Genomic DNA, 24,679 nt, shown 5'->3' on the forward strand with positions numbered 1-24,679 from the left:
ATTTTCAACATTTTAGCACAAAAATCTTTTATTACATTTAAATTTTTATTAAATTTATTGAATCTACCTATAAACCCTTGGAAGTCGATTGGAAAAGCCACACGCTATTTCATAATGAATGGTGCCACATTGATTGGCTAAATCTTGCAAGGTGATGACCTGATCATGATCTTTACCCACAATTGTCACCTGGGTTCCCACCGCAAATTCTTGGGGTAGTCGAATCATAAACTGATCCATGCAAACTCGTCCAACAATGGGACATCTGATTCCGTTTACTAAAACTTCGAAACCTTGCATTTTTCGACTAACTCCATCAGCGTAACCAACCGGAACCGTACCAATCCACTCAGCTTCATTTGCTTGATATGTGGCTCCATAACCAATTGAGCTTTCAGCAGTAACTTTTTTTACGTACACTAATTCAGATGTAAACGATAACGCTGGTTCAAGTTTAAATGGAGATTCAAGCGCTTCACCGGATGGATTTAAGCCATATGCAGAAATTCCATATCTAATTACATTCGATCCGGTATAATCATGCCACAAACTAGTTGCTGAGTTAGCAACTGAAACATAACGTGGCTTAGTTTTAAAACCCTGCATTAATTTTTTGAATTGCTGAACTTGTCCTTCAAAATAAGAATTATCAGCACTATCAGCAGTTGAAAAATGGGTATAAACACCCTGTAAATTAATTAATTCATCATTTTCAACGTTTCCTACAAATTCTTGCACCTCGGCAAGGTTTCTTAATCCAATTCGTCCCATTCCCGTATCTAATGCCAGAAATATTTTAATTGGTTTATGTAGGTTTAATTCAGGCATTAAACGTTTAGAATCTAAAATCCATTTAAGCGAACTAACGGTAACCGTTACATCATACTTTTCAATTACGGGTAATAGTTCTACATCAGTAATTCCTAAAACTAAAATCGGTTCTTCCACAAAACCAGCTTCGCGAAGTTCGATTGCTTCATCCAAGAGGGCCACACAGAAACCAGTTGCTCCTGCTGCTTTTGCAATCGCGGCAACCTGAACTGCACCATGACCATAGGCATCTGCTTTAACTACCATAAACATTTCAGTTCCAGATTTTAATCGTTTTATTTTATTTGAAATATTATTAAAAATTGCCGTTTTATCAATGATTAATTGGGCATTTCGATTTTTACTGACTACCATATTTTTCCCCTCGCTCCAGATTAACAAAAAAATATTACCATTATATTTCATTGTAAATAAAAATTCTTTAAATCACAAAAGGATTTAAAGAATTTTTATTTTAGTGCTTGTTTTTAATTACGAATTTACCATTATGACCGGAGTTTTTGTTTTTATCGTTTCTATGATCATTACGACGGTCGTTATTACGGCTGTGCTTACTATGTCCGTAACCGTTTCGTTTGTTGTCACGGTTACCACGATAGTTACCACCTTTACCGCCATTACGACGATTACCACCGCGATAATTACCACGATGTCCACGGCCACCACCACGGCTCTTCAATGGTCTCTCTGGGGTAATGTGAACCTTAACTTGGTCTCTTGACATTTCATTTAATAAAGCAGCAACTAAGTCAATTGCTTCATAGTTTTTCAAGAGTGCATTAGCAACGTCTTCATACTTTTCAGTCTTAGTTCGTTTTACTAATTTAGCAACATCTTCTAAAGCATACTTCATTTGACCAGCTAAGGCTTCATCTTCTGAAGGTGGCTTCAATGGAAGCATGCGCACCTTAGTTAATTTTTCAATCTCTCTTAAGTAGTTCATTTCACTAGGTGACACAAAGGTAACTGAAACACCGTGATGTCCAGCTCTACCAGTTCTACCAATTCTGTGAACGTAACTTTCTGGATCTTGTGGAATATCAAAGTTATAAACGTGAGTAACCCCGGAAACATCAATTCCACGAGCAGCAACATCGGTTGCAACTAGGTAGTTGATTTGATCACGTTTAAACTCGTTCATAATTTGTGTCCGACGACTTTGGGTTAAATCACCATGAAGTCCGGCAGCTTTATAACCACGAGAAATAAGTCCCTTAGCAACTTCATCTACACGTCGTTTAGTTCGACAGAAAATGATAGTAACCTTAGGCTGTTCAACGTCAAACAGTTTAGCCATGGTATCAAATTTTTCGTTATCACGAATTTTAACGTAGTATTGGTCAACTAAATCAGTGGTTAATTCCTTAGCCTTAATCTTAACTTGCTTAGGGTTAACCATGAATTGAACTCCAACTCGCTTAATGGCGTCTGGCATTGTAGCAGAGAATAACAATGTTTGACGTTCTTTAGGAGTTTGCTTAATAATGCTTTCAATATCTTCTAAGAATCCCATGTTTAACATTTCATCGGCTTCATCTAAAACTAGTGTTTTAATATGATCTAGTTTCAAAGTGTGGCGATTAATGTGGTCTAATAAACGTCCTGGAGTTCCGACGATGATTTGTGGTTTTTTCTTTAAATCGTAAATTTGTTTACGAATATCTGAACCACCAAAAACTACTTGGGCCCGGGCACCCTCTCTACGTCCTAGTTTTTGAATTTCCTTTTGAGTTTGGATTGCTAATTCACGCGTTGGTGAAATTACCAATGCTTGAACATTTGGATTGTCAAAATCAATTCCTTGTAAGATTGGCAATGAAAATGCAGCAGTTTTACCAGTTCCAGTTTGAGCTTGACCTAAAACATCTTCACCTTTAAGGGTTAGTGGAATGGTTTCTGCTTGAATTGAAGTTGGCTCTTCATAACCGTTGTCTTCAACGGCTTTTAGTAGGCTATCTGATAGTCCTAAATCTTTAAATTTCAAATGTGTTCCTCCTAGTTTGAAACATCATAGTAAATACAACATTATACTAGGAAAAAATCCGTTTTCCGTGATCCGCATAATGTCTGATTATACTTAATTTCTGTAACTTTGTTTTTATATATAACTATCCTATGATACCGCAAACGGAGGATTTAATCAAACCAAATCTCTTATTCCTGACTGGTTTTTAAAGCATCCAGAACCTGTTCTAAGTGAATCCCATGGCTGGCTTTAAGCAAGACTTCGTCGCCTGGATTAATATTTTTTTGCAAGTCACTAGTTAATTCAGCAATTTGATTTTTATCATACTGAAATAAATCAGTTCCTAGTTGATATTTATTTTTAAGTTGGGTTGATAAGGCTTGCATATCGGCTCCAATTAAAAAGACTTGTTTGAAATCATTAGAGTTAATTGAACTAGCTAGGTCGGCATGCATTTTAGGTGAGTCAGAGCCTAATTCCAACATGTCTCCTAAAACCACGATTCGTTTTCCAGTTAATTTAGTGTCTTTAAAGGCATTTAAAACTGCTCTTACCGCAGTCGGATTAGAATTATAGACATCACTTAAAATCATTTCCTGTTGGGCTCCTTTTACCCACTCAGTCCGATTCTCGGTTAAATGAGCATGCGTAAACCCGGTTTGCATTTCTTGGGGTGAAATCGCTAAAATCTTTCCCACCATAATTGCTGCTAGTGCGTTATTAACGTTATAAGCACCGATTAAATTAAGGGTGAATTCAAACCCATTAAATTGATTCGTCTTAAATTTAGTTTCATGATCTTCTTCAATGATTTCAGTTGAATAAAGGTCGTTATTAGGTTGGATACCAAATGTCTTATGAATTGCTGCTACTGGGGTAGCTCGTTCATTTAATAATGGTTCATCACCATTATAAATAAAGAAACCATCAGAACGTAAGCCGTTTGTAATTTCTAACTTGGCATCCGCAATTTTACCCCTCGTCTTGAAGAATTCAATATGAGCTTCCCCAATCATTGTAATAATGGCAATATCTGGAGTCACTAATTTACTTAAGAAATCCAATTGACCAGGACGATCCATTCCCATTTCCACAACTAAAACTTCTGTATTAGAGTTCATCGATAAGATGGTAATGGGAACTCCAATCTCATTATTGAAATTAGCCTGCGTTTTGGTCACGTTAAACTTCGTCGCTGCAACCGCTGCAACCAAATCCTTGGTCGTTGTTTTACCATTACTACCAGTAACCGCCACTACTTGTGGATTAATCTTCGCCAGGTAATATTTAGCCAGTTGTTGTAACGCTGTCAGTGAGTCTTTAACCACGATGGTGGGAATATCAGTCGGAATACTATCTTGATGATTGGCGTCCCAAAAAGTGGCAACTGCCCCATTTTCAATGGCACTTTTAATGAAACGGTGGCCATCATTTTCCCCCACTAATGGTACAAAAAGTTCGCCCGGTTCCAGTTTACGACTGTCAAAAGATACCCCGGTAACACTGATATCTTTTTCGTTAACTAACTTTCCTTGTACCGCCTTATTGATTTCTGCCAAACTCATTTTCATAAACTACCGCTCCTAATTATTTCGTAATTATTCAATAGACAAAAATAGTGGTTGACTATTAATGCCAGGCCACTACCTTTCAATATCGTTTAAATCCAATTCCCTTTTTTCATTTAAATCTAACGACCACTCTTTACCTTTTATATCATAGATTAAGGTGCCCAAGCGATTGGCATGTAATTGCATCTGCTTTTCACTTTCCCAAACCAACTTAACCTGATTAGGTTTAATCCGAAAGATTGGAATCTGAATTTTTTGTTGCTGTTCACTGCTCAAATCAAAGGCAATTGCCATTCCTTGGGTACTCAAACTAATCAGCTTACACAAAACTTCGGTTGAAATATCCTTGACCTTTAAAGTCCGAGCAAAAAATTTTTTATTACTATGATATTTTTTCAAATGCCGTTTGGTGGCAATCGCCAAAATATTACTAAATTCCTTAAAGTCATAAAAGTAAGTTCGTAAAAATCCATTACTGTCGTTTAAATAAACAAAGTCATTCCCTAATTTTAAGCAGAAAAACTTTCTTTTTCTGGGAAAATCCATGTGGGCTAAGTAAAGTAGATTAGCAATCTCATCCTCACTTAACGCATCCAAGCCATCTAAATTTTTAAAATCAACCCACTTAGCGGGAACTTGATTACGATGGCTCCTAGTGATATAGCGTTTTACCTGACTATGCCCCGTAATAATAGGAAACTTAGTGTGAACGTTAAAACTGTTTGAAGCTTCAAAATCATCATTAATTAAAATAATACTCTGAGGAATTTTATTAATTCCGTTCAGAAAGTCCTTTTCACTAATTCCAGAGGTGATGCAAAAGTGATCATTAGGACTTGCTTTTATGTAAATTAAATTGTTCATTTTTCTTCCTATCTATGTACTAATCTGTCTCCAATTATACTCTGAATTATCAGTAATTACAGATAATTTAGCATAAAATCAAGGAATCATTTTTTAAAATTTAATTAATTAGTGCTAAAATAATAGACTAAATTACCCATCGACTAAATTCTTATTTAAGAAAGGAAAAATATGCAAAAAACCAACGTTTTATTCGTGTGCCTAGGAAATATTTGTCGTTCCCCGATGGCAGAATCAATGTTTAAAAAGATGGTAGCAGAAAAGGGATTAACCCAGGACTTTCAAATTAGTTCTGCTGCAACCAGTAGTGAAGAAGAAGGCAATCAACCCCATCCTGGTGCAAGAAAAGAGATGGACTTACACAACCTCGATTATTCAGGTCATCGTTCCCATCCAGTTACCACAGGAGAATTGCAAGCTGCTGATTATATCATCACCATGGACAATTATAATATCCAAGATTTAGCCAAAATGCTTCCCAAAACTGAACTACCTAAATTACATCTCTGTATGGAAGTGGTTCCCGGAAAAAGCACCCAAGCAATTGTTGATCCTTGGTATACCCATCGCTTTAACGATACTTATCAAATGCTAGCCGAGTCCTTACCTCTTTGGCTCACGAAAATGGAAGAATCCAGAAAGGACCATCATGGAAAATAATTCAATCTCAGAACCCGACCAGGTCCCCCAAAAAATATGGCATCGTAATTTAATCGCCCTTTGGTTTGGACTTTTCCTAACCTCTATGGGTTTCAGCGGAATGATGCCTTTCATTTCCCTCTACATTGATACCTTAGGAAACTATTCCACCAGCCAACTAAATCTCTATAGTGGTTTAGCCTTCTCGGCCTCCTTCATCGTTTCCGCGGTGGTGTCCCCACTTTGGGGATCTTTAGCAGACCGCTATGGTCGCCGAGTAATGTTATTAAGAGCCTCTTTAGGAATGTGTATTTGTGTGTTCTTAATGGGACTAGCTACCGATGTTTGGCATCTAATTGCCCTGCGCTTTATCCAGGGAATCTTTTCTGGTTACTTTCCTAACTCAAATGCCCTCTTGGCAATTCAAGTGCCCAAAAATAAAAGTGGTAAAGCACTGGGGACCTTAGCAACTGGAGGAGTTTGTGGAACCCTTTTCGGACCGTTTGCCGGTGGAATTTTAGCTTCTATTTTTAGTTATCGGTTAACTTTCTTCATTACCGCTTTCTTTATGTTTTTGGTTTTTCTAATTACCCTTTTCTTCGTGAAAGAAGCCTTCACTCCTATCACTAAGGAAAAAAGTTTAGATACCAAACAAGTGATTCATCATCTCCAAAACCCTAAATTGATTTTTGGGATGTTTTTTACCACCTTAATTATTCAAGCATCCAACTACTCCATTTCTCCAATTCTGTCGCTGTACGTACGTGAAATCATGCATAACGCTCCGTCGGTAACAATCTTAAGTGGGATTGTGGCTGCCATTCCTGGAGTCGCCACTCTAGTTGCCGCTCCTCGTTTTGGTGACCTTGGTGACCGAATTGGAACGGAAAAAATTATGATCTTTGGTTTTATCTTAGCCATCTTTCTCTACATCCCGATGGCCTTTGTTACAAATATTTGGCAGCTATTGCTCTTACGTTTCCTATTAGGAGTATCCAATGCTTGTATGTTACCAGCCGTTCAAGCAATCATCGCCAAGAATACCCCTGCAATCGTGACCGGAAGAATCTTTAGTTGGAATCAGTCATTTCAATCGTTTGGAAACTTTGCGGGTCCGATGATTGGTTCGGTGGTTTCTTCTGTATTTGACTATTCTGGCGTCTTTATTTCAACTGCTATCCTAGTTTTACTTAACTTAATGATTGTGGTTAGTCAAACTCGTAGCATTAAAAAGACCTAGATTGACAATTTAAATTAATTTAATCTAACAAAAAAAGACTTAATCTAACGATTAAGTCTTTTTTATTAATTAGCTTATTTTAAGCCATAACGCTTGTTGAAACGATCAACAGCACCATCTGCTTGGGTAGTTTTTTGCTTACCAGTGTAGAATGGGTGTGAGTCTGATGAAATTTCAACACGGATCAATGGGTAAGTGTTACCATCGTCCATTGTGATAGTTTCTTTTGAGTTTACAGTTGAACCAGTAATAAACTTAAATCCAGTACTTGAATCTTGGAATACTACTTGGTGAAAATCTGGATGAATTCCGTTCTTCATAATTATTACTCCTTTGCCCTAAATTTATAAAATTTAGAGATTGATATTATTTCAACTTTTGTAGTTTAACATTAAAAATGCATTGGCGCAATAGTCCAAATTAATCTTGGGTTAATTTTACCTGAGCATTCAACTTAGAAAGCTTTTTAATCACATTATCATATCCTCGTAGAATATGATCTGAGTCCATAATGGTAGTTTCACCTTCCGCCATCAAACCAGCGATTAACAATGATGCTCCTGATCTAATTTCACCAGCAGAAACCACTGCTCCTCTAATTTGTGGAGTTGGTGCAATCACAATTTGGTTACTATCATTAACTGAGATATTTGCTCCCATTTTTTCAAGTTGTTTAATGTGCTTTTTACGCTTAGGATAAATCGTATCTGTAATCGTACTCTCACTAGTTGCCATTAGCAATAAGGGAGTAATTGGCTGTTGCCAATCGGTCGCAAATCCAGGAAAAGGATCAGTAATGATATCAGTTCCGGTAAATTTACCACTTTTGGGTACGTAGATACTATTAGAATTAATTTCTAATTCAATCCCAATTTCTTTAAATTTTTCAGTAAAGGGTTCTAAATGTTCAGGGATCACATTTTTGATCAAAATGCCATCACCAATTGCAGCAGCCAATGAGAGATAAGTTCCCGCTTCAATCCGGTCAGGAATCACAACGTGTGGTTTCGTCGCAGCTAGTTTTTCAACCCCTACGATTTCAATCACATCAGTTCCTGCACCAGTAATTTTGGCACCCATACTATTTAAAAATGAAACAATGTCAACAATTTCTGGTTCCTTTGCAACGTTTTCAATAATGGTCGTTCCATCAGCCTTAGTAGCTGCTAAAATCGCATTAATTGTTGCTCCGACAGACACCATTTCAAAGGTGATTTTTCCACCCTTTAAGCCCGTTTTAGTAGCATCAATATCAATTGTATCTCCTTGCTCAGTTACAACTGCTCCTAATGCCTTAAAGGCTTTAATATGTTGGTCAATTGGTCTTGGGCCAATATTATCACCGCCGGGAAAACTAACCACAGCTCGATGAAACTTCCCTAAAAGTGCGCCCATAAAATAATATGAAGCACGTAATCTTTTAATTGCCTCGCTTGGGAGACGGCCTTCTTTTATATTAGTTGGATTAATTTTGAAAATTCCATCCGCAAATTCAGATGAAACGTTCATTGACTGAAGAATTAGCATTAAATTATGAACATCTAAAATATCAGGAACACTATCAAACTCAACCGGAGTATCAGATAAAATGGCAGCTGGGATTAGCCCAACCGTGCTGTTTTTAGCTCCACAAATTGATATTTCTCCGTTGAGTCGATGGCCACCTTGTATTTTCATCGTACTCATATTTATAATTCCTCACTATTTTAAACTTTGTGCAACATTTCTAATCATAAGTAAAATTGGCAAAGATTACAATAGTATTTCAGAAAAACTAATAACTTTTAGGAAAAATTATTTATTTCTTTCTTTACTGTATTTATCAGCTGCAGCAATAAAGGCTTTGAATAATCCTTCAGGACGATCTGGTCTTGATAAGAATTCTGGGTGATATTGAGCTGCAATAAAGAAACGTTTGTTAGGAACTTCAACAATTTCTACTAAACGGTCATCTGGTGAAGTACCAGCAATTACTAGTCCAGCTTTTTCTAGATCATCTCTAAATTTGTTGTTGAATTCGTAACGGTGACGATGACGTTCAGAAATTTCTGCTTGGTTGTCATAAGCAGCGGCTGTAGCAGTTCCCGGAGTTAACTTAGCGGTATAAGCACCTAAACGTTGAGTTCCTCCCATGCTAGTTACATCATTTTGATCAGCCATTAAATCAATCACGTTATGTTCAGTATCATGATTAAATTCAGTTGAGTTAGCGTCTTTCCAACCTAATACGTCACGAGCATATTCAATGGTGGTTACTTGCATTCCTAAACATACTCCAAAGAAAGGAATATCGTTTTCTCGAGCATATCTAATTGCTGTAATCATTCCTTCAATTCCACGGCTACCAAATCCACCAGGAACAATGTAGCCATCGAAGTCAGCCAATACTTCGGAAACATTATCGTCATTAATGGTTTCGGCATCAATATTGACAATTTCTACTTCTGCATCCGCTGCATAACCAGCATGGCGAAGTGATTCATCAACTGAGATGTAAGCATCTTTTAACTTAACGTACTTACCAATCAAGGCAATTTTAACGTGGCCCTTAAGGTGACGAATGTGTTCTTCCATTTTCTTCCAGTCAGACATATCAGCTTCTGGAGCATCAATTCCAAAGTGTTTAACCACTTGGTCATCCATGCCTTGATCTTCAAAGCTCAATGGAATTTGGTAAAGATTTGGCGCATCTAATGATTCGATGATACTGTTTTCATCAACATCACAAAACATTGCCATTTTTTGCTTCATTGATTCCGTAACTGGTTTTTCAGCACGAAGAACCAACATGTCAGGTTGAATTCCCACACTTCTTAATTCCTTAACACTGTGTTGCGTTGGCTTAGTTTTCATTTCACCGGCAGCTTTAATGTATGGGATTAGGGTGGTGTGGATGTAGTAAGTATTGTCTTCTCCTTCATCCTTTCTCATTTCCCGGATTGCTTCTAAGAATGGAAGTGATTCAATATCTCCAACCGTTCCCCCAATTTCAGTAATAACTACGTCTGAATCAGTGGTCTTAGCAGCGTGTTTCATTTTTTCTTTGATCATTCCAGTAATGTGTGGAATTACTTGAACAGTTGCGCCTAGATAATCTCCATGACGTTCTTTTTCAAGAACTTCTTGGTAAATCTTACCAGTGGTAACGTTTGAGTATTTATTTAAATCATTATCAATAAATCTTTCGTAGTGACCTAAATCCAAATCAGTTTCTGTACCATCATTTGTAACAAAAACCTCACCGTGTTGATATGGATTCATAGTACCGGGATCCACGTTGATGTATGGATCAAACTTTTGAATTGTAACCTTTAGCCCCCGGTTTTTTAGTAAACGTCCTAAAGAAGCTGAAACAATTCCCTTACCTAACGAAGAAACTACTCCACCTGTGACAAAAATATATTTAGTCATAATAAATACTCCTTTTCCAAATTGATAACAACAAAACTAAAAAAAGCTCCCCATTCAGAGAACGGGGAGCTTTTCTACTCGATTGCCTTTACATCTCTGTAAAGTGCCCAAGTAAGATGATATTAAATTTCAACGAAATAGTCAAGCTTATTGATCATCTGAATCAATATCTACTGAATCATCAGGTACATCAACATCGTCTAGATCGTCTTTAAAGTCATTATCTTCTGGATCATCATTGTCGTAATCAACCACGTCATTATCGTTATCTTCTGGATCATCGTTATCGTAATCGATTACGTCATCTTCATCAGATGCATCCGCTAAGAAGGCGTTAATCTTGTGGTGTTTCTTAACTTTTGGTTCGTCTTCGGTTTCATTAACAGTTGCTTCATCAACTGATTCATATGGATACCAAGTTCTAAGTCCCCAAACGTTATCACCTAGAGAAATAAAACTACCATCTACGTTTAAATCAGCATAAAACTGAACTAATTTTGCCTTAATTTCATCATCACTAAAACCAGTATATTTTTGAATTTCATTTACTAAATCTGGGAATTCAATTGTCTTACCCTCATCAGCAAGAATTGCATGTGCTACTTCAATCATTGATAATTCGCTTTTATCTACTTTATCTAACTTTTTAAGTTCCAAATCAAACACGCCTTTCTATTTTGCCGTCATATACTCTATGATACTAATTTATGCCATAAATTGCAATTTAATCTGGTAGTCTCCGACCTTTTCGCTTCCGGAATACAATTCATAATCCACGTTTACATGACCTGCACCTGCTTCATCGTCAATCGTAACGTCGACCTTTTGAGCTAACGTTCCAATTTGAAGCTTGCCATAGGGCGTTTCGTAGTGACTAGCAGTGGTTTGCCCCTCATTGAACTCTAAGTGCAGCTGCACATCGGCACTACGCTTTAAATGCACCGTTTGTTCCTCATCGATTTTAAAAGTTACTAGGGTATTAGTTCCATTAACCGTTTCTTGGTAACGTAAGTAATCCTTATTATTAACGTGTGATAATTCACCCTTTTCTTCAAAGTGATGGGTTTCTTGGTTACCATCTTGCACAATTTTAGTATCAACAATCACATTGACTGGTTTTTTTAAGTTATTATTTGCCATTTGCATCCCTCACTTTCTTTTATTTTAACGCTGAAGTTTAGATTATAACACTCTTAACCATAATCATTATCTGAAACTACTAATTTACGATATAATGAAGATAAACTTTTTAGGAGGTCCAAAATGGGATATTACTCAGAACCATTAAAACAAGAAAAAGTAATTAGAGACCCCGTCCATAGTCATATTTATATTCAAGATCAAATCATTATGGATCTAATTAATACTACCGAATTTCAACGCTTACGTCGAATTCATCAATTAGGAACCACCTCGCAAACTTTTCCCGGAGCAGAACATACTCGTTTTACCCATTCACTGGGAGTTTACGAAATTGTGCGGCGAATCTGCAATCAATTTCAGCGTAACTACCCCAGTCAAACACCTGGCGATGGTAACTGGGATGATTCAGAACGCTTAGTTGCACAGTGTGCTGGTTTACTCCACGATATTGGTCATGGTGCGTACTCACATACCTTTGAGCATATTTTTAAAACCAATCACGAAAAAATTACCCAAGCAATTATTACGAATCCAGAAACAGAAGTCAATCAAGTATTACGAAAAGTTTCCCCTGACTTCCCCAATCAAGTTGCCAGCGTCATTAACAAAACCTATCCCAACCAGCAAGTCGTGCAAATGATTTCTAGCCAATGTGATGCCGATCGAATGGACTACTTACTGCGCGACTCCTACTTTACAGGAGCCCAGTACGGTAAATTTGACCTTGATCGTATTTTACAGGTGATGCGTCCCTATCAAGACGGGATCTGCTTCAAAATTAGCGGTTTACATTCAATTGAATACTACATTGTTTGTCGTTTCCAAATGTACTTACAAGTGTACTTTCACCCAATCTCTCGTTCCATGGAAGTCATTTTAGGCCATTTACTCTTACGTGCTAAGGAACTCGCTGATAGCCCCAAACGGTCCGCAGATTTCCATCCCGACATTTTGATGCCTTTTTTAAACGGAACTTTTGACTACGAACATGATTTAAAGGATTATTTAAAACTTGATGACGGCGTTTTAAACACGTATTTTTCCACTTGGCGCGATGATAGTGATTCAATCCTAGCTGATTTATCCCAACGTTTCATCGATCGAAAACCGTTTAAATCAGCCATTTTTACCGATGAAAACAAGCCTTTATTGCCTAAGTTACAAAACATAATTGAAGAAACTGGTTTTGATCCCGAATACTACTCAGAGAGTGACAACAGTTATAATCAACCCTATGATGTTTATAACCCACAAAGTCAACATAGCAACGCCCAAATTGAATTAATCCAAAAAGACGGATCATTTGTGGAATTATCGCAAGCCAGTTTACTAGTTAGAACCATTACCGGTAAAGATATCGGTGATAGTCGTTTCTTTTTCCCAAAAGAAATGTTACAACCAGAAAAAAACGTTGAATTATTTAAACCACTGTACGATAATTTTCAAAGTTACATCCAAAACGATAAAATAAAACAACCCGAGGAGAACTAACATGGATATTAAATTAATCGCCATTGATATTGATGGTACTTTATTAAACGAAAATAATGAACTTACTCAACCTACAATCGATGCCATCAAGGCCGCCCGCGCCAAAGGAGTCAAAGTCGTTCTTTGTTCTGGTCGACCTCTAACCGGAATTCGTCCTTACTTAGAACCATTAGGAATTTCTGGTGATGAAGAATACGTACTTGCCTACAACGGTTCCGTTGCTGAAACTGTGTCTGGAAAAGTGATTTTCAAAATGGGAATTAATTTTGAAGACTTTCTCCAAATTGAAATGATGTCTCGTGAAATGGGCGTTCATTTCCAAATCGAAACCACCAAAGAAATTTTTGTTACCAACAAAAATATCAGTAAGTACACCGTTTTTGAAGCCCAATTGGTTAACCTTCCCATTAAATCAATTACTCCAGAAGATGTTACCAAAGAAACTGACATTACCAAGATGATGTACGTTGATGAACCAGATAAGATTGAAAAGGCCCAAGAAAATCTTCCTCAATCAATTAAGAATCGGATGAAAGTTGTTAGAAGTACTCCCGTTTTCCTTGAATTCATGAATCACAATGCTGGTAAGGGAAATGCCCTTCAAAGTCTAACTGAATCATTAAACTTGAAACCAGAAAATGTGATGGCCATTGGAGACCAAGGAAATGATTTAAGTATGATTGAATACGCAGGTCTCGGAGTTGCCATGGGTAACGGAATTCAAGCAGATAAAGATGCTGCCCAATTTGTAACTAAAACCAACGCCGAAGATGGTGTAGCATTTGCCATCAATAAATACGTCAACAAATAGTTTAAAAGCAAGCCAAAAGAAAAGGTTTAATAGCATCATGCTATTAAACCTTTTTTGTTATTTATTGTTTAAATCTTCGATTGAGTTAACATCTTTCATGTAAGTAGGAACTGCTAATCCAACCTTAGCACCAGGACAGTTAGTTGCTAGTCTTTCGACTTTATCCTTATACTTTTCGTAAAGTGGTCCAGAAGTAACTGGTAGCCATGCAGCTGTCGTTACATCTGATGATCCACTAGCAATTGAAGACCACATTGGTTGTGCTTCCATTGCGCTAATTGAAACATTGTAACCTTTGTCTCGTAAGATTTGGGCAGTTACGTTAGTTGATGCGATTGCATCATCCCAAGTAACGTAAGCCATTTTAACCGTTTTTCCGTTTCCGTCTGGAACATCTTTGGTCCATTCGGCAACTTCTTTAGGGTGTTCCTTGATAAACTTCTTCGCAGTTTCTTGTGGATCTTTACCATTGTAGTTTTCGTACATGGTATCACCCATCATATCTGGATCCCAATGGAATTGCTTAAAGAACTTGTAAGCACCCGGGTTTTTGGTAGCAAAATCTTTACCTGCAACAGTATCGATTTGTTCTGCTTTACCATAGACACCCTTAGGATCCTTTAAAAATTTAATTGGGAATTTTTTAAACATCCAGTGTGGTTGCCATCCAGTGAGCACAATTGGTTGTTTGTACTTAATTGACTTAGCCAATTGGCTAGTCATTGCAGCAGTTGAACTGGTTTGTAATTGCCAATTGTTATTCTTTAGGTCATATTTATCTAACGCATTTTGCGTAGAACTCATAATTCCGGCACCCGCATCAATACCGGTAATCGTATGATGAACTTGAGGACCAACTTTTTGATCTGATTGATATTGCTTAGGAGTTACACTACATGAAGTTAGTGCAAGGGTTAAAAAACTAAGTCCTAGGATTCCTACGATGTGCTTTAAAAAACGTTTTTTCATCAATAGTACCTCCTTATTTGTCGTCACCAGTTCCACTAATACCTTCAGATAGCTTATCAATAATAATTGCTAAGATAACGATTGCAATTCCGGCAGCAAAACCAGCACCAGCATCGTTACGTCCAACGGCAAAGTAAACTAGTGAACCAAGTCCCATAGTACCAATCATTGAAGCAATAACAACCATTGATAATGCAAGCATCATTCCTTGGTTAATTCCAGAGATGATAGTTGCTTTGGCTAGTGGCAATTCAACTTTGATAAGTTTTTGCCAAGCAGTTGAACCAAAGGCAACGGCTGCTTCGTTTAAGTCAGCAGGTACTTGCTTAATTCCTAAGTAAGTCATATTAACAATTGGTGGTAATGAGAAAATCACTGAAGCAACTACCCCGGGTACCATTCCAATTCCAAATAATGCAACGGCTGGAATTAGGTAAACGAAAGCAGGCATTGTTTGCATGAATGAAAGAATTGGTTTAACAATCATATTAACTTTATGACTCTTAGCCATCCAGATTCCTAGTGGAACCCCAATGATCACAATAATCAAACTTGTTGCAATAACTAGAGTTAAAGTTTGGGTCAAGTCACGCCAGTAACCTTGGTTCCAAATTAAAGCTAAACCAAGAAGTTCAAAAGTCATAAAGAACCAATGCTTAGTATTTCTTAAGATATACCAAGTTAGTCCTAAAATTAAAGCAATGAACAACCAGGCTGGAATAATATCAAAAACCCATTGGATGGCATCCAATATAGCACCAATACCAGCAGTAAGAGCATTAAAGAAACCAGCAAAACCAGTTAACCATTCTACAAATGAATTAATCCATTTTGCTAATGGAAGTGCTGGAATTCCAGCTAAAATTGAAAATAAACTATTCATGATCTTCTCCTCCTTCTTGAGCAGCAGAAATTGCTTCTAACACAGTACTTCTTAAAATAATTCCTTGTAAGTGTTCTTCGTCATCTAATACCGCAAATGGCATTGGTGATTTAGAAATTTGTTTTAAGAGTTCTGAAATTGCAATATCTGGTCCAGTTGTAGGAACATTGTGCTTAAGAACCTTGTGAAGATCACGTTCCCCGTTTTCAATCATTTCATTGACATCATCTGCATCAATTAGACCGATGAAGTGACGATCATCATCAACAACGAAAATACTTGAAATTTGTTCATCATTCATGCGACGAAGAGCTAACTTAGGACCATCTTTTTCAATGTTAACCGTGTTAGGTTTAACCATAACGTTTCCAGTAGTTAGAACCTTAGAACGGTCCACGTTTTGAATAAAGCGTTTTACGTAATCATTTTTAGGATGAGTTAATAAGTCTTCTGGAGTATCAACTTGAACAACTTCACCTTCATGCATCATTAAGATTCGGTCACCAATTCTTAAAGCTTCGTTTAAGTCATGGCTGATGAAAATAATTGTTTTGTGAAGTTTATGTTGTAACTCTAACAACTCATTTTGCATATCACGACGGTTTAGTGGATCTAGAGCAGAGAAAGCTTCATCCATTAATAAAATATCAGGATCATTAGTAATCGCACGGGCTAATCCAACTCGTTGTTGCATCCCACCTGATAGTTCATTAGGAAGCTTGTCGTCATACCCATGAAGTCCAACCATTTCAAGAGAATCATGAGCCTTTTGGTCACGTTCTTCTTTATTCATTCCTTGAATTTCAAGACCAAAGGCAGCATTTTCCAAAATTGTCCGATTAGGTAATAATGCAAAGTTTTGGAAAACCATGCTCATCTTTTTTCTTCTTAGTTCAAGTAATCCTTGGTTATCAAGTTGACTAACACTCTTACCATCAACTGAAATTGTACCAGTAGTTGGTTCAATCAAACGGTTAAACATCCGGAGTAAGGTTGACTTACCAGAACCGGATAATCCCATAATAACGAAAATTTCATTTTCGTTAATTGAAAAGTTAGCGTCATCAATTCCAACTGTACTACCAGTTTTCTCTAAGATTTCAGCCTTATCTTTTCCTTCAGCTAATAATTCCTTAGCCTTGGTTACATGTGTTCCAAAAATTTTAGTTAAATGTTCAACTTTTATTTTCTCATTTCTTCTAGTCACAGAACCATCCCTTCTTCTTTAAAGAATTTAAAGTTTTTTAAAAATAAACATATAAATAGATTAACAAGATAAAAGGATGCTTGTCAAATTTAGACTATTTACTAAATCGAAAAGCATCCTTTCTCAACTATTTATTTTTTGGTTTAATTTGATCGGTTTCATAATCAAAACGGGCATTAAACAAAGGACTAACCGGACGATTTTGGTCAATTCTTAAGATTGCATCCCCGATCAATGGAGCAGTTGAAATTTGCGTAATTTTAGCAATTTTCTTTTCTTCTGGTAATTGAATTGAATCAGTTACCACCACTTGTTTAATTGGTGAATCATCTAGTCTTTGAATTGCGGGACCAGATAAAACAGGGTGAGTACAACAAGCATATACTTCTTCGGCACCGGCATCAATTAATGCTTGTGCCCCTTTAGTAATTGTTCCCGCTGTATCAATCATATCATCAATCATGATTGCACGTTTACCTTTAACATCACCAATAATATTCATAATCTTAGCAACGTTTGCCTTAGGACGACGTTTATCAATGATTGCAATGGGAGCACTTAAAAATTCAGCCAAGGCCCGGGCTCTAGTAACTCCACCATGGTCAGGAGAAACTACCACGACATCTTCGTCCAGATTATTAGTAATGAAGTAGTCTGCCAATAATGGTGCGCCCATTAAATGATCAACTGGGACATCAAAGAATCCTTGAATTTGAGCTGCATGTAAATCGAGGGCAACTACTCGAGTGATTCCATCAGTTTGTAGCATATCAGCCACTAACTTAGCGGTAATTGGTTCTCTAGAACGCGCTTTTCGATCTTGTCGTGCGTAACCATAGTATGGAATTACCACGTTAATTGTTGCAGCACTGGCTCTTCTGAGGGCATCAACCATAATCAATAATTCCATCAAATTATCGTTAACTGGTGCTGAGGTTGATTGGATGATATAAACATTATCACCACGAACACTTTCTTCAATGTTAATTTTAATTTCACCATCACTAAAATGATCAACAGTTACTTTACCTAGGTCAATGCCCATGTGTTCAGCAACTTTTTCAGCAAGTGGTCGATTAGAATCTAAAGAAAAAATTTTCATATTTAAATCTTCAGCGTTTGTACTCATAATTTCCCCCATAAATTAATTAACTTTTCTTATTTCAATCATAATTATGCAATTTAAAATTCAGTAAATTCAACTAATCAGCACTGTCAAATGGTAATTTATTGAAATATCCTGGTTTATTAGTTTGTCGGTTACGAGCAATTGCCATTTCGTACCGTGAAACATCGTCGGTAATTGTAGAACCAGCAGCAATAAAACTGTGATCACTAATTTGAACTGGTGCAATCAAGTTCACATTACTTCCGATAAAGACATCGTCGCCTACAACGGTTTCATGTTTATTTTTACCGTCATAGTTAGCAAAAATCACACCACAACCAATGTTAATTCCTTCACCTAACTTGGCATTTCCCACATAAGTTAAATGACCAATCTTGGTGTGGGCGCCGATAGTAGCCTTCTTAACCTCACAAAAGTTACCAATGTGAACATGTTCACCAATTACTGATTCTGGACGTAGGTGACTGTTTGGACCAATGTTAGAATTTTCCATCATTTCCGAGTGTTCAATTGTCGATGAAGTAACCGTTACCCCATCGTGGATTACACTGGCGATAATTTTAGAATGAGCCCCAATCACACATTCGTTACCAATCTTTGTGCCTGCTTGTAATTGAACGCCGGGCTCAATAATCGTATCGGTACCAATTTCTACATCACAGTCAATGTAGGTATCATCCGGATTGATAATAGTTACACCATTTTCCATGTGTTGGCGATTAATCCGGTTTTGCATAACCTTAGTTGCGGCAGCTTGTGCCACGCGATTATTAACTCCCATTGATTCGGAGAAATCATCCATTTTGTAAGCAGCAATAATTCCATCTGCTTGTTTAAGAATTTCGATGGCATCCGTTAAATAGTATTCCCCTTGGGCATTATCGTTATTAATCTCATGTAGTGCTTCAAACATTTTTTGGTTATCAAACACGTATACACCGGTATTAATTTCACTAATAGCCTTTTCTTCAACGTTGGCATCTTTTTCTTCAACAATTTTTTCCACGATTCCTAAATCATTACGCACGATTCGACCGTATCCAGTTGGATTAGGTGCCACTGAAGTTAAAATCGTCGCCGTCGCCTTTTTTTCATCGTGATAAGCAAACAGATTTTTTAAGGTACTAGCCGTAAATAGCGGCGTATCCCCACTAATTACTAACGTGGTTCCCTTAGAATTTTTTAAAATTGGTTCTGCTCGTAAAACAGCATCCCCAGTTCCTAATTGTTGATCTTGCACTACGTACTCAGTTCGATCACCTAGTTCATTTTCAACTGATTCAGCACCGTATCCAACTACTGTAACCACCTTATCCATTTGCAATTGTGAAACCTGAGTTAGTACGTGATCAACCATTGATTTACCACAAATTCGATGCAAAACTTTATATAATTTTGACTTCATTCTAGTACCTTTACCGGCAGCTAAAATAATCGTATTTTTTTCACTCATTTAGTTCACCTACTTACCGCTTCCAAAGATTTTTTCGTCGTAATTCCCTTCTGTAATTATCATTTCATCGTTAGGCTGGTTTTCCATCTTAACTAGTGAAGTGTAATCACCAAAATCACGTTCTTTATCGCTAGCACCTTCAGCAAAGAAAGTACTTCCGACTAGGTTACAATCAAACTCTTTGATTAGTGATGAAAGTCCGTTAATAGTTCCCCCACCATGAATAAAATCATCAACGATAATTACGTTTGAGCCTTCATCCAGACTACGTTTAGAAATAGTCATTCGTTTAATTTTCTTACTTGAACCAGACATGTAGTTCACGTTCACAGTTGAACCTTCAGTAATGTTACTATCATGTCTTGCAATAACTAGTGGAACGTTTAAGTAGGTTGACACTGCTTGCGCAATGGGAACCCCACGAGTTGCCACTGTTAGTACCGCATCAACTTTTTGGTTTAGATATTGGGTTGCAATAATCCGACCTAAATAACGAAGCTTTTCTGGGTCACCAAAAATATCTGACATGTAGACATAACCACCGGGTAATAGTCGTTGGCTGTTGTTTAAAATTTCAATCATTTCGTCCATGAACTTCCGGGCATCTTCTTTTAAAATGTATGGCATGTATTTTGCCCCACCAGAAGCGCCGGGAACCGTTTCAACTAGACCAATTCCGCGATCCTGAAAAGTTTTTTTCAAAATCCCTAAATCTTCACTAATTGAAGATTTAGCTGAACTATAACGTTTTGCAAAAAAGGTTAGTGGAATTAAAGTATGGGGACGAGCCAAAATGTACTCGGTCATATCTACTAATCGTTCACTACGTTTTATCTTCATTTTTTCACCTCATTGTCTTCTTTTCACATATATAAATTTTAGCATAAATGTTCGGATTTTACGTTTAATTTTTTTAAAATAATAAAAAAAGCATCAAGTTTTTAACTTAATGCTGATAAATGAGATTATTTTCTTTCTTTAATGTAATTAAAACCTAGGGCAATAAAATAAATTAGGCATTCAATTGTAGCGATAAAGAAACTGACCGGCCAATTGGTAATATATCCTAAATAAAGTCCTAACCAAACCCCAATTAAACCAAAACCAATTGCATACATAATCATTTTGCTAACTGATTTTGCAAAGTACTTGGCACTGGCGGCTGGTAGAGTTAGTAAGATAAAAATCAACAATGATCCAACCACTTGCGCAGCCACTGACACACTTAGGGCCAATAAAACTAAGAAAACGATGGAAATTAAACTAGCGTTCACATGTTGCGCCTTGGCTCCAATCGGATCAAAGGAATCAAACTTCAAGTTTCGATAAATTACTAGTAAGACCACCAAGACGATGATTGAAAGCACAATCATTTGTTTAACATCATTGAAACTAATTCCCACGATGCTCCCAAATAAAATATTAGTGGCATAACTAGCACTTTTATTGGATAAGGCTAAAAAGAGAACTCCTAGACCAATAAATAAACCGGAAACTGCACTAATGGAATCCTCTCTTCGCGAAGATTTGGCTCCCATTTTTCCCACCAAGATCGAACTAATGATGGTGAAAATCAGCATCCCATCCAAGGGGCTTAAACCAATAAACATTCCAAAGGCCGCACCGGCAAACCCAATTTCTGACAAAGTGTGCGTTAAGAAAGGCATATTTCTAGAAACCACAAACACCCCGATGAACCCACAAACAATTGCAATAATGGTACTTGCTAAATAGGCATTTCGCATAAAGTCTAAACTAAACATGTTCTTGGCCTCCTTCGTAATCGGTTATTTTTAGTTGGCCAATTGGTCCCGTTTCAAAACCATCAGACTTCAATAGTAAGTATTCGTCAGAAAACTGTTGCGCCAACGGGATATCATGAGTAACAGAAATTACCGTAACTGCCGTTTTTTGGTTAAGTTCTCGAACTAAATTTAATAAGTCTTCTTTTGCAACTGGATCCAAACTAGCGGTTGATTCATCTAATATCAATAAATCGGGCTCATTTACAAGTGCTTGAGCTAAGTATGCTCGTTGCTTTTCCCCACCGGAAGCCTGTCCCATGGATTCATTTTGTAATTTACTTAAGTTAGTTTGTTGTAAAACTTTATTTAATCGAAGTTTCTCCTTGGGAGTCAACCAAGGAAGATGATAGCCACTAAAATTTAGTCCAATGAAATTTTTAACTGATAATTGGTATTCATCATCAATGTTTCTAAATTGTGGAACGTAACCAATTTTGATGTTTTCCTGTTTATCTGGGAAAGTTACGGTTCCATTTGAGGGTTTTAATTGGCCCAAAATTATTTTAATTAAGGTAGTTTTACCTACTCCGTTTTCTCCGACAATACTTAAAAAGGTGCCGCGTTTGAGCTTAAAACTAAGATCATGTAAAACGGTTTTTTCGGGAAATTCCTCTTTTAAATTATTTGTTTCTAAAATGAATTCAGACATTTGTTCTCCTTTAAGGAATCATTATTACAATATTTAAGCTAAAAAAAAAGACCGTACAGTCTTTTTAAATATCAACTTTAAACGAATACAACCTTAATATCTTCAGTTAATATTTTTCCATATGTAAACGAAACATGGGCAGGTTGTTCTGCGGATTTTAAATCCACGATGAATACTGCTGGAAAAGCTTCAGAAAGCACTCCTTCATATTCATTTGTACGTTTTCTGCCAGCTTGTTCAACAACTTTAATATTGCTGCCAAGGTGGTCTTGTATCCAACTCTTAATATCTGGTAAACTCATACAAATCACCTCTTAGAGCAGATTATAACACCACCTAGTACATATGTAAAGTGAAAAGATTCACTTTTTATTTAAGCAATCCTTGATTATGAAACGCATTGGCCATTGTCACAAAGTCAGTTACTGACAAGCCTTGTGGCCGAATTGATTTCTTAATATTCAATTGCTCTAAAACTAATTCGACTTGTTCTTTAACTTCGGGTTGTTTCCCAAAGAGTCCTTGCAAGTTATTCCAAAGCGTCTTTCTCCGATGCATAAAACAACCATGCACAAAACCGAAGAATGCTTTTTCATCAAACGCCACTACTTGCCGTGCAGTTTGCGGACTTAATTTAACTACCGCAGAATCAACCTTTGGAGCTGGAATAAAGGCTTTGTTAGAAACTTCGATTGCAATTTCCACGTCATTTAAGTATTGCGTAATTACACTCAATGAACCGTAGTCATGATCATTGGGTTTAGCACATAACCGATCTGCCACTTCTCGTTGCATCATAAACACTAAGTTTTCGTATTTAACGGGTCCACGTAAAATATTTAACAAAATTGGCTTGGTGATGTAGTAAGGCAAGTTGGCAACAATCTTTACCGGACGATCATCGTTAAAGTGAGCGGCAATCACCTCTGGTAAATTAGCCTTTAAAAAATCTTGGTTTAAAATCGTCACGTTTTGATATTGATACAAAGTATCCTCCAAAACCGGAAGCAAGTTTTGATCAATTTCAAAAGCGACCACTTGGTTAGCTCGCTTAGCAAGCTGTTCCGTTAGGGCTCCAATTCCGGGACCAATTTCAATCACGTTGTCTTCGCTTGTAATCTCTGCCGCGTCCACAATTCCGTGAAGGACATTTAAATCATTTAAAAAGTTTTGTCCTAAACTTTTTTTAGCGCTTAAATTAAACTTATTTAAAATCGCTAAGGTTCTGGTTCTACTTCCAATCTCTGGAACTTGAGTCATTCTTCAATTCTCCTAATCTAGTTGCTTAACTGCGGCTTCAAATTCAGCTTTAGTAATCCCAAACATCCGCAATCTTCGTTGTAATTGTTTGGCGTTGACATAGCCTAACTGCAAAAGCTCTCCTAATTGAAGCCGTCTTTGCTTTGCAGCGTGACTGCCCATTAAATCTGCAGCAATCAACTCCTGTTGAGTAATTACTTCGGGATTATCATTGCTTTCCGTATAAACCTTACTCAATGCAGCTCTAATTGCTTCCGGGGAGGCATGCTCCACTCCTAATGAACCCTTGGGTGTATTGGGAACTGCATCCTGCTTATTTAAAAACGCATGCTTAGCCTCTGGAATTTCATCGGCAATAATTCGGCGAATCTTTTCACCAGAGAAATCCGGATCAGTAAACACGATAATTCCGCGAGTTTGGGCTAGACGGTCAATTAAATCTAAAGTTTCGTCATCAATGGCCGATCCTTTGGTTTCAATTGTATCAGCGTCAACTGCGCGTTGAATTCTTTTCGTATCGTCTTTTCCTTCAACCACAATTACTTCTTTTATTCGTTTCATCTATTTATCCAATCCAAAAATTCGATTTGTATTTGCATAGGTAGCCTGTGCCAGTTCATCCGGATTCATATCCTTAAAGCGGGCAACCGCCTCCAAAGTATACAGCGTATATGCCGGTTCGTTTTGGCGACCGCGTAATGGTTCCGGAGCTAAATAAGGAGCATCCGTTTCCACCAAAATTCGATCAAGCGGAGTTTGTTTAGCTGCCTCATGCACTTCTTTTGTTTTTTTGAAACTAGCTACCCCACTATATGAGAGATCCATTCCTAAATCAAGAAACTTCTTCATCCACTCAACGTCCCCATTAAAACTATGGATAATTCCTCCCACCGTTTCAATGTGTTCATCCTTTAAAATGCGGTAAGTATCTTCAAAAGCATCCCGATTATGAACCGATATAGGTAGGTTTAAATTTTTGGCAAGCTGAATTTGACGCCGAAAAGCTGCTTCTTGAACCTCTTTAGATGATGTAGTTTGAAAATAATCCATCCCAATTTCACCTAAAGCAACCACCTTTTCATCAGCCAATTGTTCTTCTAACTTTTTTTCGGCTGCCGCATCAAAATTTTTCGAATCTTCGGGATGCCAACCGACGATGGCATACATATCATCATATTGGTGCGCTAATTTGAGGGCCTGTTCGTTTAGTTCATAGTTTGAACCCACGTTTGCCATTCGAACAACTCCCAGTTTGTGAGCATGTTGCACATATTGATCTACATCTTGTAACAATGGTTCTCCGTTTAAATGAGTATGCGAATCAAAAATTTTCATGATCATCCTCCTTTTGAGATTA

At 37.2% G+C, this 24,679-nt stretch carries 25 protein-coding genes; 4 read left to right on the plus strand and 21 right to left on the minus strand.

The window, feature by feature from the left end; genetic code table 11:
• Nucleotides 1-63: 63 nt before the first annotated feature.
• The 4 genes from alr to R4B61_RS00105 all read right to left on the minus strand — a co-directional run bounded on the left by alr (nt 64) and on the right by R4B61_RS00105 (nt 5,232).
• Nucleotides 64-1,185: an alanine racemase gene (gene alr, locus R4B61_RS00090; protein ID WP_413627635.1), complete on the minus strand. Its 1,122-nt coding sequence runs from the start codon at nt 1,183-1,185 to the stop codon at nt 64-66.
• 100 nt (nt 1,186-1,285) lie between these two features.
• Nucleotides 1,286-2,815, minus strand: a complete 1,530-nt coding sequence (locus R4B61_RS00095) for a DEAD/DEAH box helicase (protein WP_413627636.1) — start codon at nt 2,813-2,815, stop codon at nt 1,286-1,288.
• Nucleotides 2,816-2,985: 170 nt separating this feature from the next.
• Entirely contained in the window at nt 2,986-4,368 is a 1,383-nt protein-coding gene (locus tag R4B61_RS00100) for a UDP-N-acetylmuramoyl-tripeptide--D-alanyl-D-alanine ligase (protein WP_413627637.1), read from the minus strand.
• Nucleotides 4,369-4,440: 72 nt separating this feature from the next.
• Nucleotides 4,441-5,232 carry a hypothetical protein gene (locus R4B61_RS00105; protein ID WP_413627638.1) on the minus strand — a complete coding sequence of 264 codons (792 nt, stop codon included), beginning with the start codon at nt 5,230-5,232 and terminating at the stop codon, nt 4,441-4,443.
• A 171-nt stretch (nt 5,233-5,403) separates the two neighbouring features.
• Here R4B61_RS00105 and R4B61_RS00110 point away from each other — a divergent pair, with 171 nt between their 5' ends.
• Complete coding sequence (locus R4B61_RS00110; RefSeq protein ID WP_413627639.1) at nt 5,404-5,892, plus strand: low molecular weight protein-tyrosine-phosphatase; 489 nt, start codon at nt 5,404-5,406, stop codon at nt 5,890-5,892.
• Nucleotides 5,882-7,111 carry a multidrug efflux MFS transporter gene (locus R4B61_RS00115; RefSeq protein WP_413627640.1) on the plus strand — a complete coding sequence of 410 codons (1,230 nt, stop codon included), beginning with the start codon at nt 5,882-5,884 and terminating at the stop codon, nt 7,109-7,111. The genes R4B61_RS00110 and R4B61_RS00115 overlap by 11 nt, the downstream gene beginning before the upstream one ends.
• Before the next feature lie 74 nt (nt 7,112-7,185).
• Here the strand turns inward: R4B61_RS00115 and R4B61_RS00120 are convergent, their stop codons facing one another.
• The 5 genes from R4B61_RS00120 to R4B61_RS00140 all read right to left on the minus strand — a co-directional run bounded on the left by R4B61_RS00120 (nt 7,186) and on the right by R4B61_RS00140 (nt 11,662).
• On the minus strand, nt 7,186-7,431 hold the full coding sequence (locus R4B61_RS00120) for a type B 50S ribosomal protein L31 (protein ID WP_413627641.1): 246 nt from the start codon (nt 7,429-7,431) through the stop codon (nt 7,186-7,188).
• A 100-nt stretch (nt 7,432-7,531) separates the two neighbouring features.
• A complete protein-coding gene (locus tag R4B61_RS00125) occupies nt 7,532-8,797 on the minus strand; it encodes a UDP-N-acetylglucosamine 1-carboxyvinyltransferase (protein WP_413627642.1) in 1,266 nt (421 codons plus the stop codon).
• A gap of 108 nt (nt 8,798-8,905) precedes the next feature.
• Nucleotides 8,906-10,522, minus strand: coding sequence for a CTP synthase (locus R4B61_RS00130; protein WP_413627643.1), 1,617 nt, complete (start codon nt 10,520-10,522; stop codon nt 8,906-8,908).
• A gap of 147 nt (nt 10,523-10,669) precedes the next feature.
• The gene (rpoE, locus tag R4B61_RS00135; protein ID WP_413627644.1) at nt 10,670-11,179 is read right to left on the minus strand and encodes a DNA-directed RNA polymerase subunit delta; all 510 of its coding nucleotides are present in this window, start codon (nt 11,177-11,179) and stop codon (nt 10,670-10,672) included.
• Between the two features lie 48 nt (nt 11,180-11,227).
• Complete coding sequence (locus R4B61_RS00140) at nt 11,228-11,662, minus strand: DUF1934 domain-containing protein (RefSeq protein WP_413627645.1); 435 nt, start codon at nt 11,660-11,662, stop codon at nt 11,228-11,230.
• Nucleotides 11,663-11,785: 123 nt separating this feature from the next.
• Between R4B61_RS00140 and R4B61_RS00145 the strand changes: the two genes are divergently transcribed.
• Nucleotides 11,786-13,156 carry an HD domain-containing protein gene (locus R4B61_RS00145; protein WP_413627646.1) on the plus strand — a complete coding sequence of 457 codons (1,371 nt, stop codon included), beginning with the start codon at nt 11,786-11,788 and terminating at the stop codon, nt 13,154-13,156.
• 1 nt (nt 13,157) lies between these two features.
• Nucleotides 13,158-13,967, plus strand: coding sequence for a sugar-phosphatase (yidA, locus tag R4B61_RS00150; RefSeq protein WP_413627647.1), 810 nt, complete (start codon nt 13,158-13,160; stop codon nt 13,965-13,967).
• Between the two features lie 57 nt (nt 13,968-14,024).
• Here the strand turns inward: yidA and R4B61_RS00155 are convergent, their stop codons facing one another.
• The 12 genes from R4B61_RS00155 to R4B61_RS00210 all read right to left on the minus strand — a co-directional run bounded on the left by R4B61_RS00155 (nt 14,025) and on the right by R4B61_RS00210 (nt 24,657).
• Complete coding sequence (locus R4B61_RS00155; protein ID WP_413627648.1) at nt 14,025-14,936, minus strand: glycine betaine ABC transporter substrate-binding protein; 912 nt, start codon at nt 14,934-14,936, stop codon at nt 14,025-14,027.
• Between the two features lie 13 nt (nt 14,937-14,949).
• Nucleotides 14,950-15,819 carry an ABC transporter permease gene (locus R4B61_RS00160; RefSeq protein WP_413627649.1) on the minus strand — a complete coding sequence of 290 codons (870 nt, stop codon included), beginning with the start codon at nt 15,817-15,819 and terminating at the stop codon, nt 14,950-14,952.
• Nucleotides 15,812-17,026 carry a quaternary amine ABC transporter ATP-binding protein gene (locus R4B61_RS00165; protein ID WP_413627650.1) on the minus strand — a complete coding sequence of 405 codons (1,215 nt, stop codon included), beginning with the start codon at nt 17,024-17,026 and terminating at the stop codon, nt 15,812-15,814. Before R4B61_RS00165 ends, R4B61_RS00160 begins: the two co-directional genes overlap by 8 nt.
• A gap of 127 nt (nt 17,027-17,153) precedes the next feature.
• Nucleotides 17,154-18,155: a ribose-phosphate diphosphokinase gene (locus R4B61_RS00170; protein WP_413627651.1), complete on the minus strand. Its 1,002-nt coding sequence runs from the start codon at nt 18,153-18,155 to the stop codon at nt 17,154-17,156.
• Between the two features lie 73 nt (nt 18,156-18,228).
• Entirely contained in the window at nt 18,229-19,608 is a 1,380-nt protein-coding gene (glmU, locus tag R4B61_RS00175) for a bifunctional UDP-N-acetylglucosamine diphosphorylase/glucosamine-1-phosphate N-acetyltransferase GlmU (RefSeq protein WP_413627652.1), read from the minus strand.
• A 9-nt stretch (nt 19,609-19,617) separates the two neighbouring features.
• Nucleotides 19,618-20,448 (minus strand): pur operon repressor, encoded by an 831-nt coding sequence (purR, locus tag R4B61_RS00180; RefSeq protein WP_413627653.1) that lies wholly within the window; start codon nt 20,446-20,448, stop codon nt 19,618-19,620.
• A 125-nt stretch (nt 20,449-20,573) separates the two neighbouring features.
• Entirely contained in the window at nt 20,574-21,371 is a 798-nt protein-coding gene (locus R4B61_RS00185) for a metal ABC transporter permease (RefSeq protein WP_413627654.1), read from the minus strand.
• Nucleotides 21,364-22,062 carry a metal ABC transporter ATP-binding protein gene (locus R4B61_RS00190; RefSeq protein ID WP_413627655.1) on the minus strand — a complete coding sequence of 233 codons (699 nt, stop codon included), beginning with the start codon at nt 22,060-22,062 and terminating at the stop codon, nt 21,364-21,366. The genes R4B61_RS00185 and R4B61_RS00190 overlap by 8 nt, the downstream gene beginning before the upstream one ends.
• A 77-nt stretch (nt 22,063-22,139) precedes the next feature.
• Nucleotides 22,140-22,364, minus strand: coding sequence for a Veg family protein (locus R4B61_RS00195; RefSeq protein WP_413627656.1), 225 nt, complete (start codon nt 22,362-22,364; stop codon nt 22,140-22,142).
• Nucleotides 22,365-22,431: 67 nt separating this feature from the next.
• Complete coding sequence (gene rsmA, locus R4B61_RS00200; RefSeq protein WP_413627657.1) at nt 22,432-23,322, minus strand: 16S rRNA (adenine(1518)-N(6)/adenine(1519)-N(6))-dimethyltransferase RsmA; 891 nt, start codon at nt 23,320-23,322, stop codon at nt 22,432-22,434.
• A gap of 12 nt (nt 23,323-23,334) precedes the next feature.
• A complete protein-coding gene (gene rnmV / locus R4B61_RS00205) occupies nt 23,335-23,883 on the minus strand; it encodes a ribonuclease M5 (RefSeq protein ID WP_413627658.1) in 549 nt (182 codons plus the stop codon).
• On the minus strand, nt 23,884-24,657 hold the full coding sequence (locus R4B61_RS00210; protein ID WP_413627659.1) for a TatD family hydrolase: 774 nt from the start codon (nt 24,655-24,657) through the stop codon (nt 23,884-23,886). It lies immediately after the preceding gene.
• Nucleotides 24,658-24,679: the final 22 nt, after the last annotated feature.

Origin of the sequence: Fructilactobacillus vespulae, from assembly GCF_047324295.1 — a bacterium.
Taxonomy (GTDB): domain Bacteria; phylum Bacillota; class Bacilli; order Lactobacillales; family Lactobacillaceae; genus Fructilactobacillus; species Fructilactobacillus vespulae.

Bases quoted from the DNA above. Each gene is read 5' to 3' on its own strand.
- R4B61_RS00120 (WP_413627641.1), bottom strand. From the start codon at position 7,431: ATGAAGAACGGAATTCATCCAGATTTTCACCAAGTAGTATTCCAAGAT.
- glmU (WP_413627652.1), bottom strand. From the start codon at position 19,608: ATGAGTGAAAAAAATACGATTATTTTAGCTGCCGGTAAAGGTACTAGA.
- R4B61_RS00100 (WP_413627637.1), bottom strand. From the start codon at position 4,368: ATGAAAATGAGTTTGGCAGAAATCAATAAGGCGGTACAAGGAAAGTTA.
- alr (WP_413627635.1), bottom strand. From the start codon at position 1,185: ATGGTAGTCAGTAAAAATCGAAATGCCCAATTAATCATTGATAAAACG.
- R4B61_RS00155 (WP_413627648.1), bottom strand. From the start codon at position 14,936: ATGAAAAAACGTTTTTTAAAGCACATCGTAGGAATCCTAGGACTTAGT.
- R4B61_RS00130 (WP_413627643.1), bottom strand. From the start codon at position 10,522: ATGACTAAATATATTTTTGTCACAGGTGGAGTAGTTTCTTCGTTAGGT.
- R4B61_RS00170 (WP_413627651.1), bottom strand. From the start codon at position 18,155: ATGAGTACAAACGCTGAAGATTTAAATATGAAAATTTTTTCTTTAGAT.
- R4B61_RS00210 (WP_413627659.1), bottom strand. From the start codon at position 24,657: ATGAAAATTTTTGATTCGCATACTCATTTAAACGGAGAACCATTGTTA.
- rsmA (WP_413627657.1), bottom strand. From the start codon at position 23,322: ATGACTCAAGTTCCAGAGATTGGAAGTAGAACCAGAACCTTAGCGATT.
- R4B61_RS00185 (WP_413627654.1), bottom strand. From the start codon at position 21,371: ATGTTTAGTTTAGACTTTATGCGAAATGCCTATTTAGCAAGTACCATT.
- R4B61_RS00125 (WP_413627642.1), bottom strand. From the start codon at position 8,797: ATGAGTACGATGAAAATACAAGGTGGCCATCGACTCAACGGAGAAATA.
- R4B61_RS00110 (WP_413627639.1), top strand. From the start codon at position 5,404: ATGCAAAAAACCAACGTTTTATTCGTGTGCCTAGGAAATATTTGTCGT.
- R4B61_RS00160 (WP_413627649.1), bottom strand. From the start codon at position 15,819: ATGAATAGTTTATTTTCAATTTTAGCTGGAATTCCAGCACTTCCATTA.
- rnmV (WP_413627658.1), bottom strand. From the start codon at position 23,883: ATGAAACGAATAAAAGAAGTAATTGTGGTTGAAGGAAAAGACGATACG.
- R4B61_RS00105 (WP_413627638.1), bottom strand. From the start codon at position 5,232: ATGAACAATTTAATTTACATAAAAGCAAGTCCTAATGATCACTTTTGC.
- R4B61_RS00115 (WP_413627640.1), top strand. From the start codon at position 5,882: ATGGAAAATAATTCAATCTCAGAACCCGACCAGGTCCCCCAAAAAATA.
- R4B61_RS00140 (WP_413627645.1), bottom strand. From the start codon at position 11,662: ATGGCAAATAATAACTTAAAAAAACCAGTCAATGTGATTGTTGATACT.
- R4B61_RS00190 (WP_413627655.1), bottom strand. From the start codon at position 22,062: ATGTCTGAATTCATTTTAGAAACAAATAATTTAAAAGAGGAATTTCCC.
- R4B61_RS00145 (WP_413627646.1), top strand. From the start codon at position 11,786: ATGGGATATTACTCAGAACCATTAAAACAAGAAAAAGTAATTAGAGAC.
- yidA (WP_413627647.1), top strand. From the start codon at position 13,158: ATGGATATTAAATTAATCGCCATTGATATTGATGGTACTTTATTAAAC.
- R4B61_RS00195 (WP_413627656.1), bottom strand. From the start codon at position 22,364: ATGAGTTTACCAGATATTAAGAGTTGGATACAAGACCACCTTGGCAGC.
- purR (WP_413627653.1), bottom strand. From the start codon at position 20,448: ATGAAGATAAAACGTAGTGAACGATTAGTAGATATGACCGAGTACATT.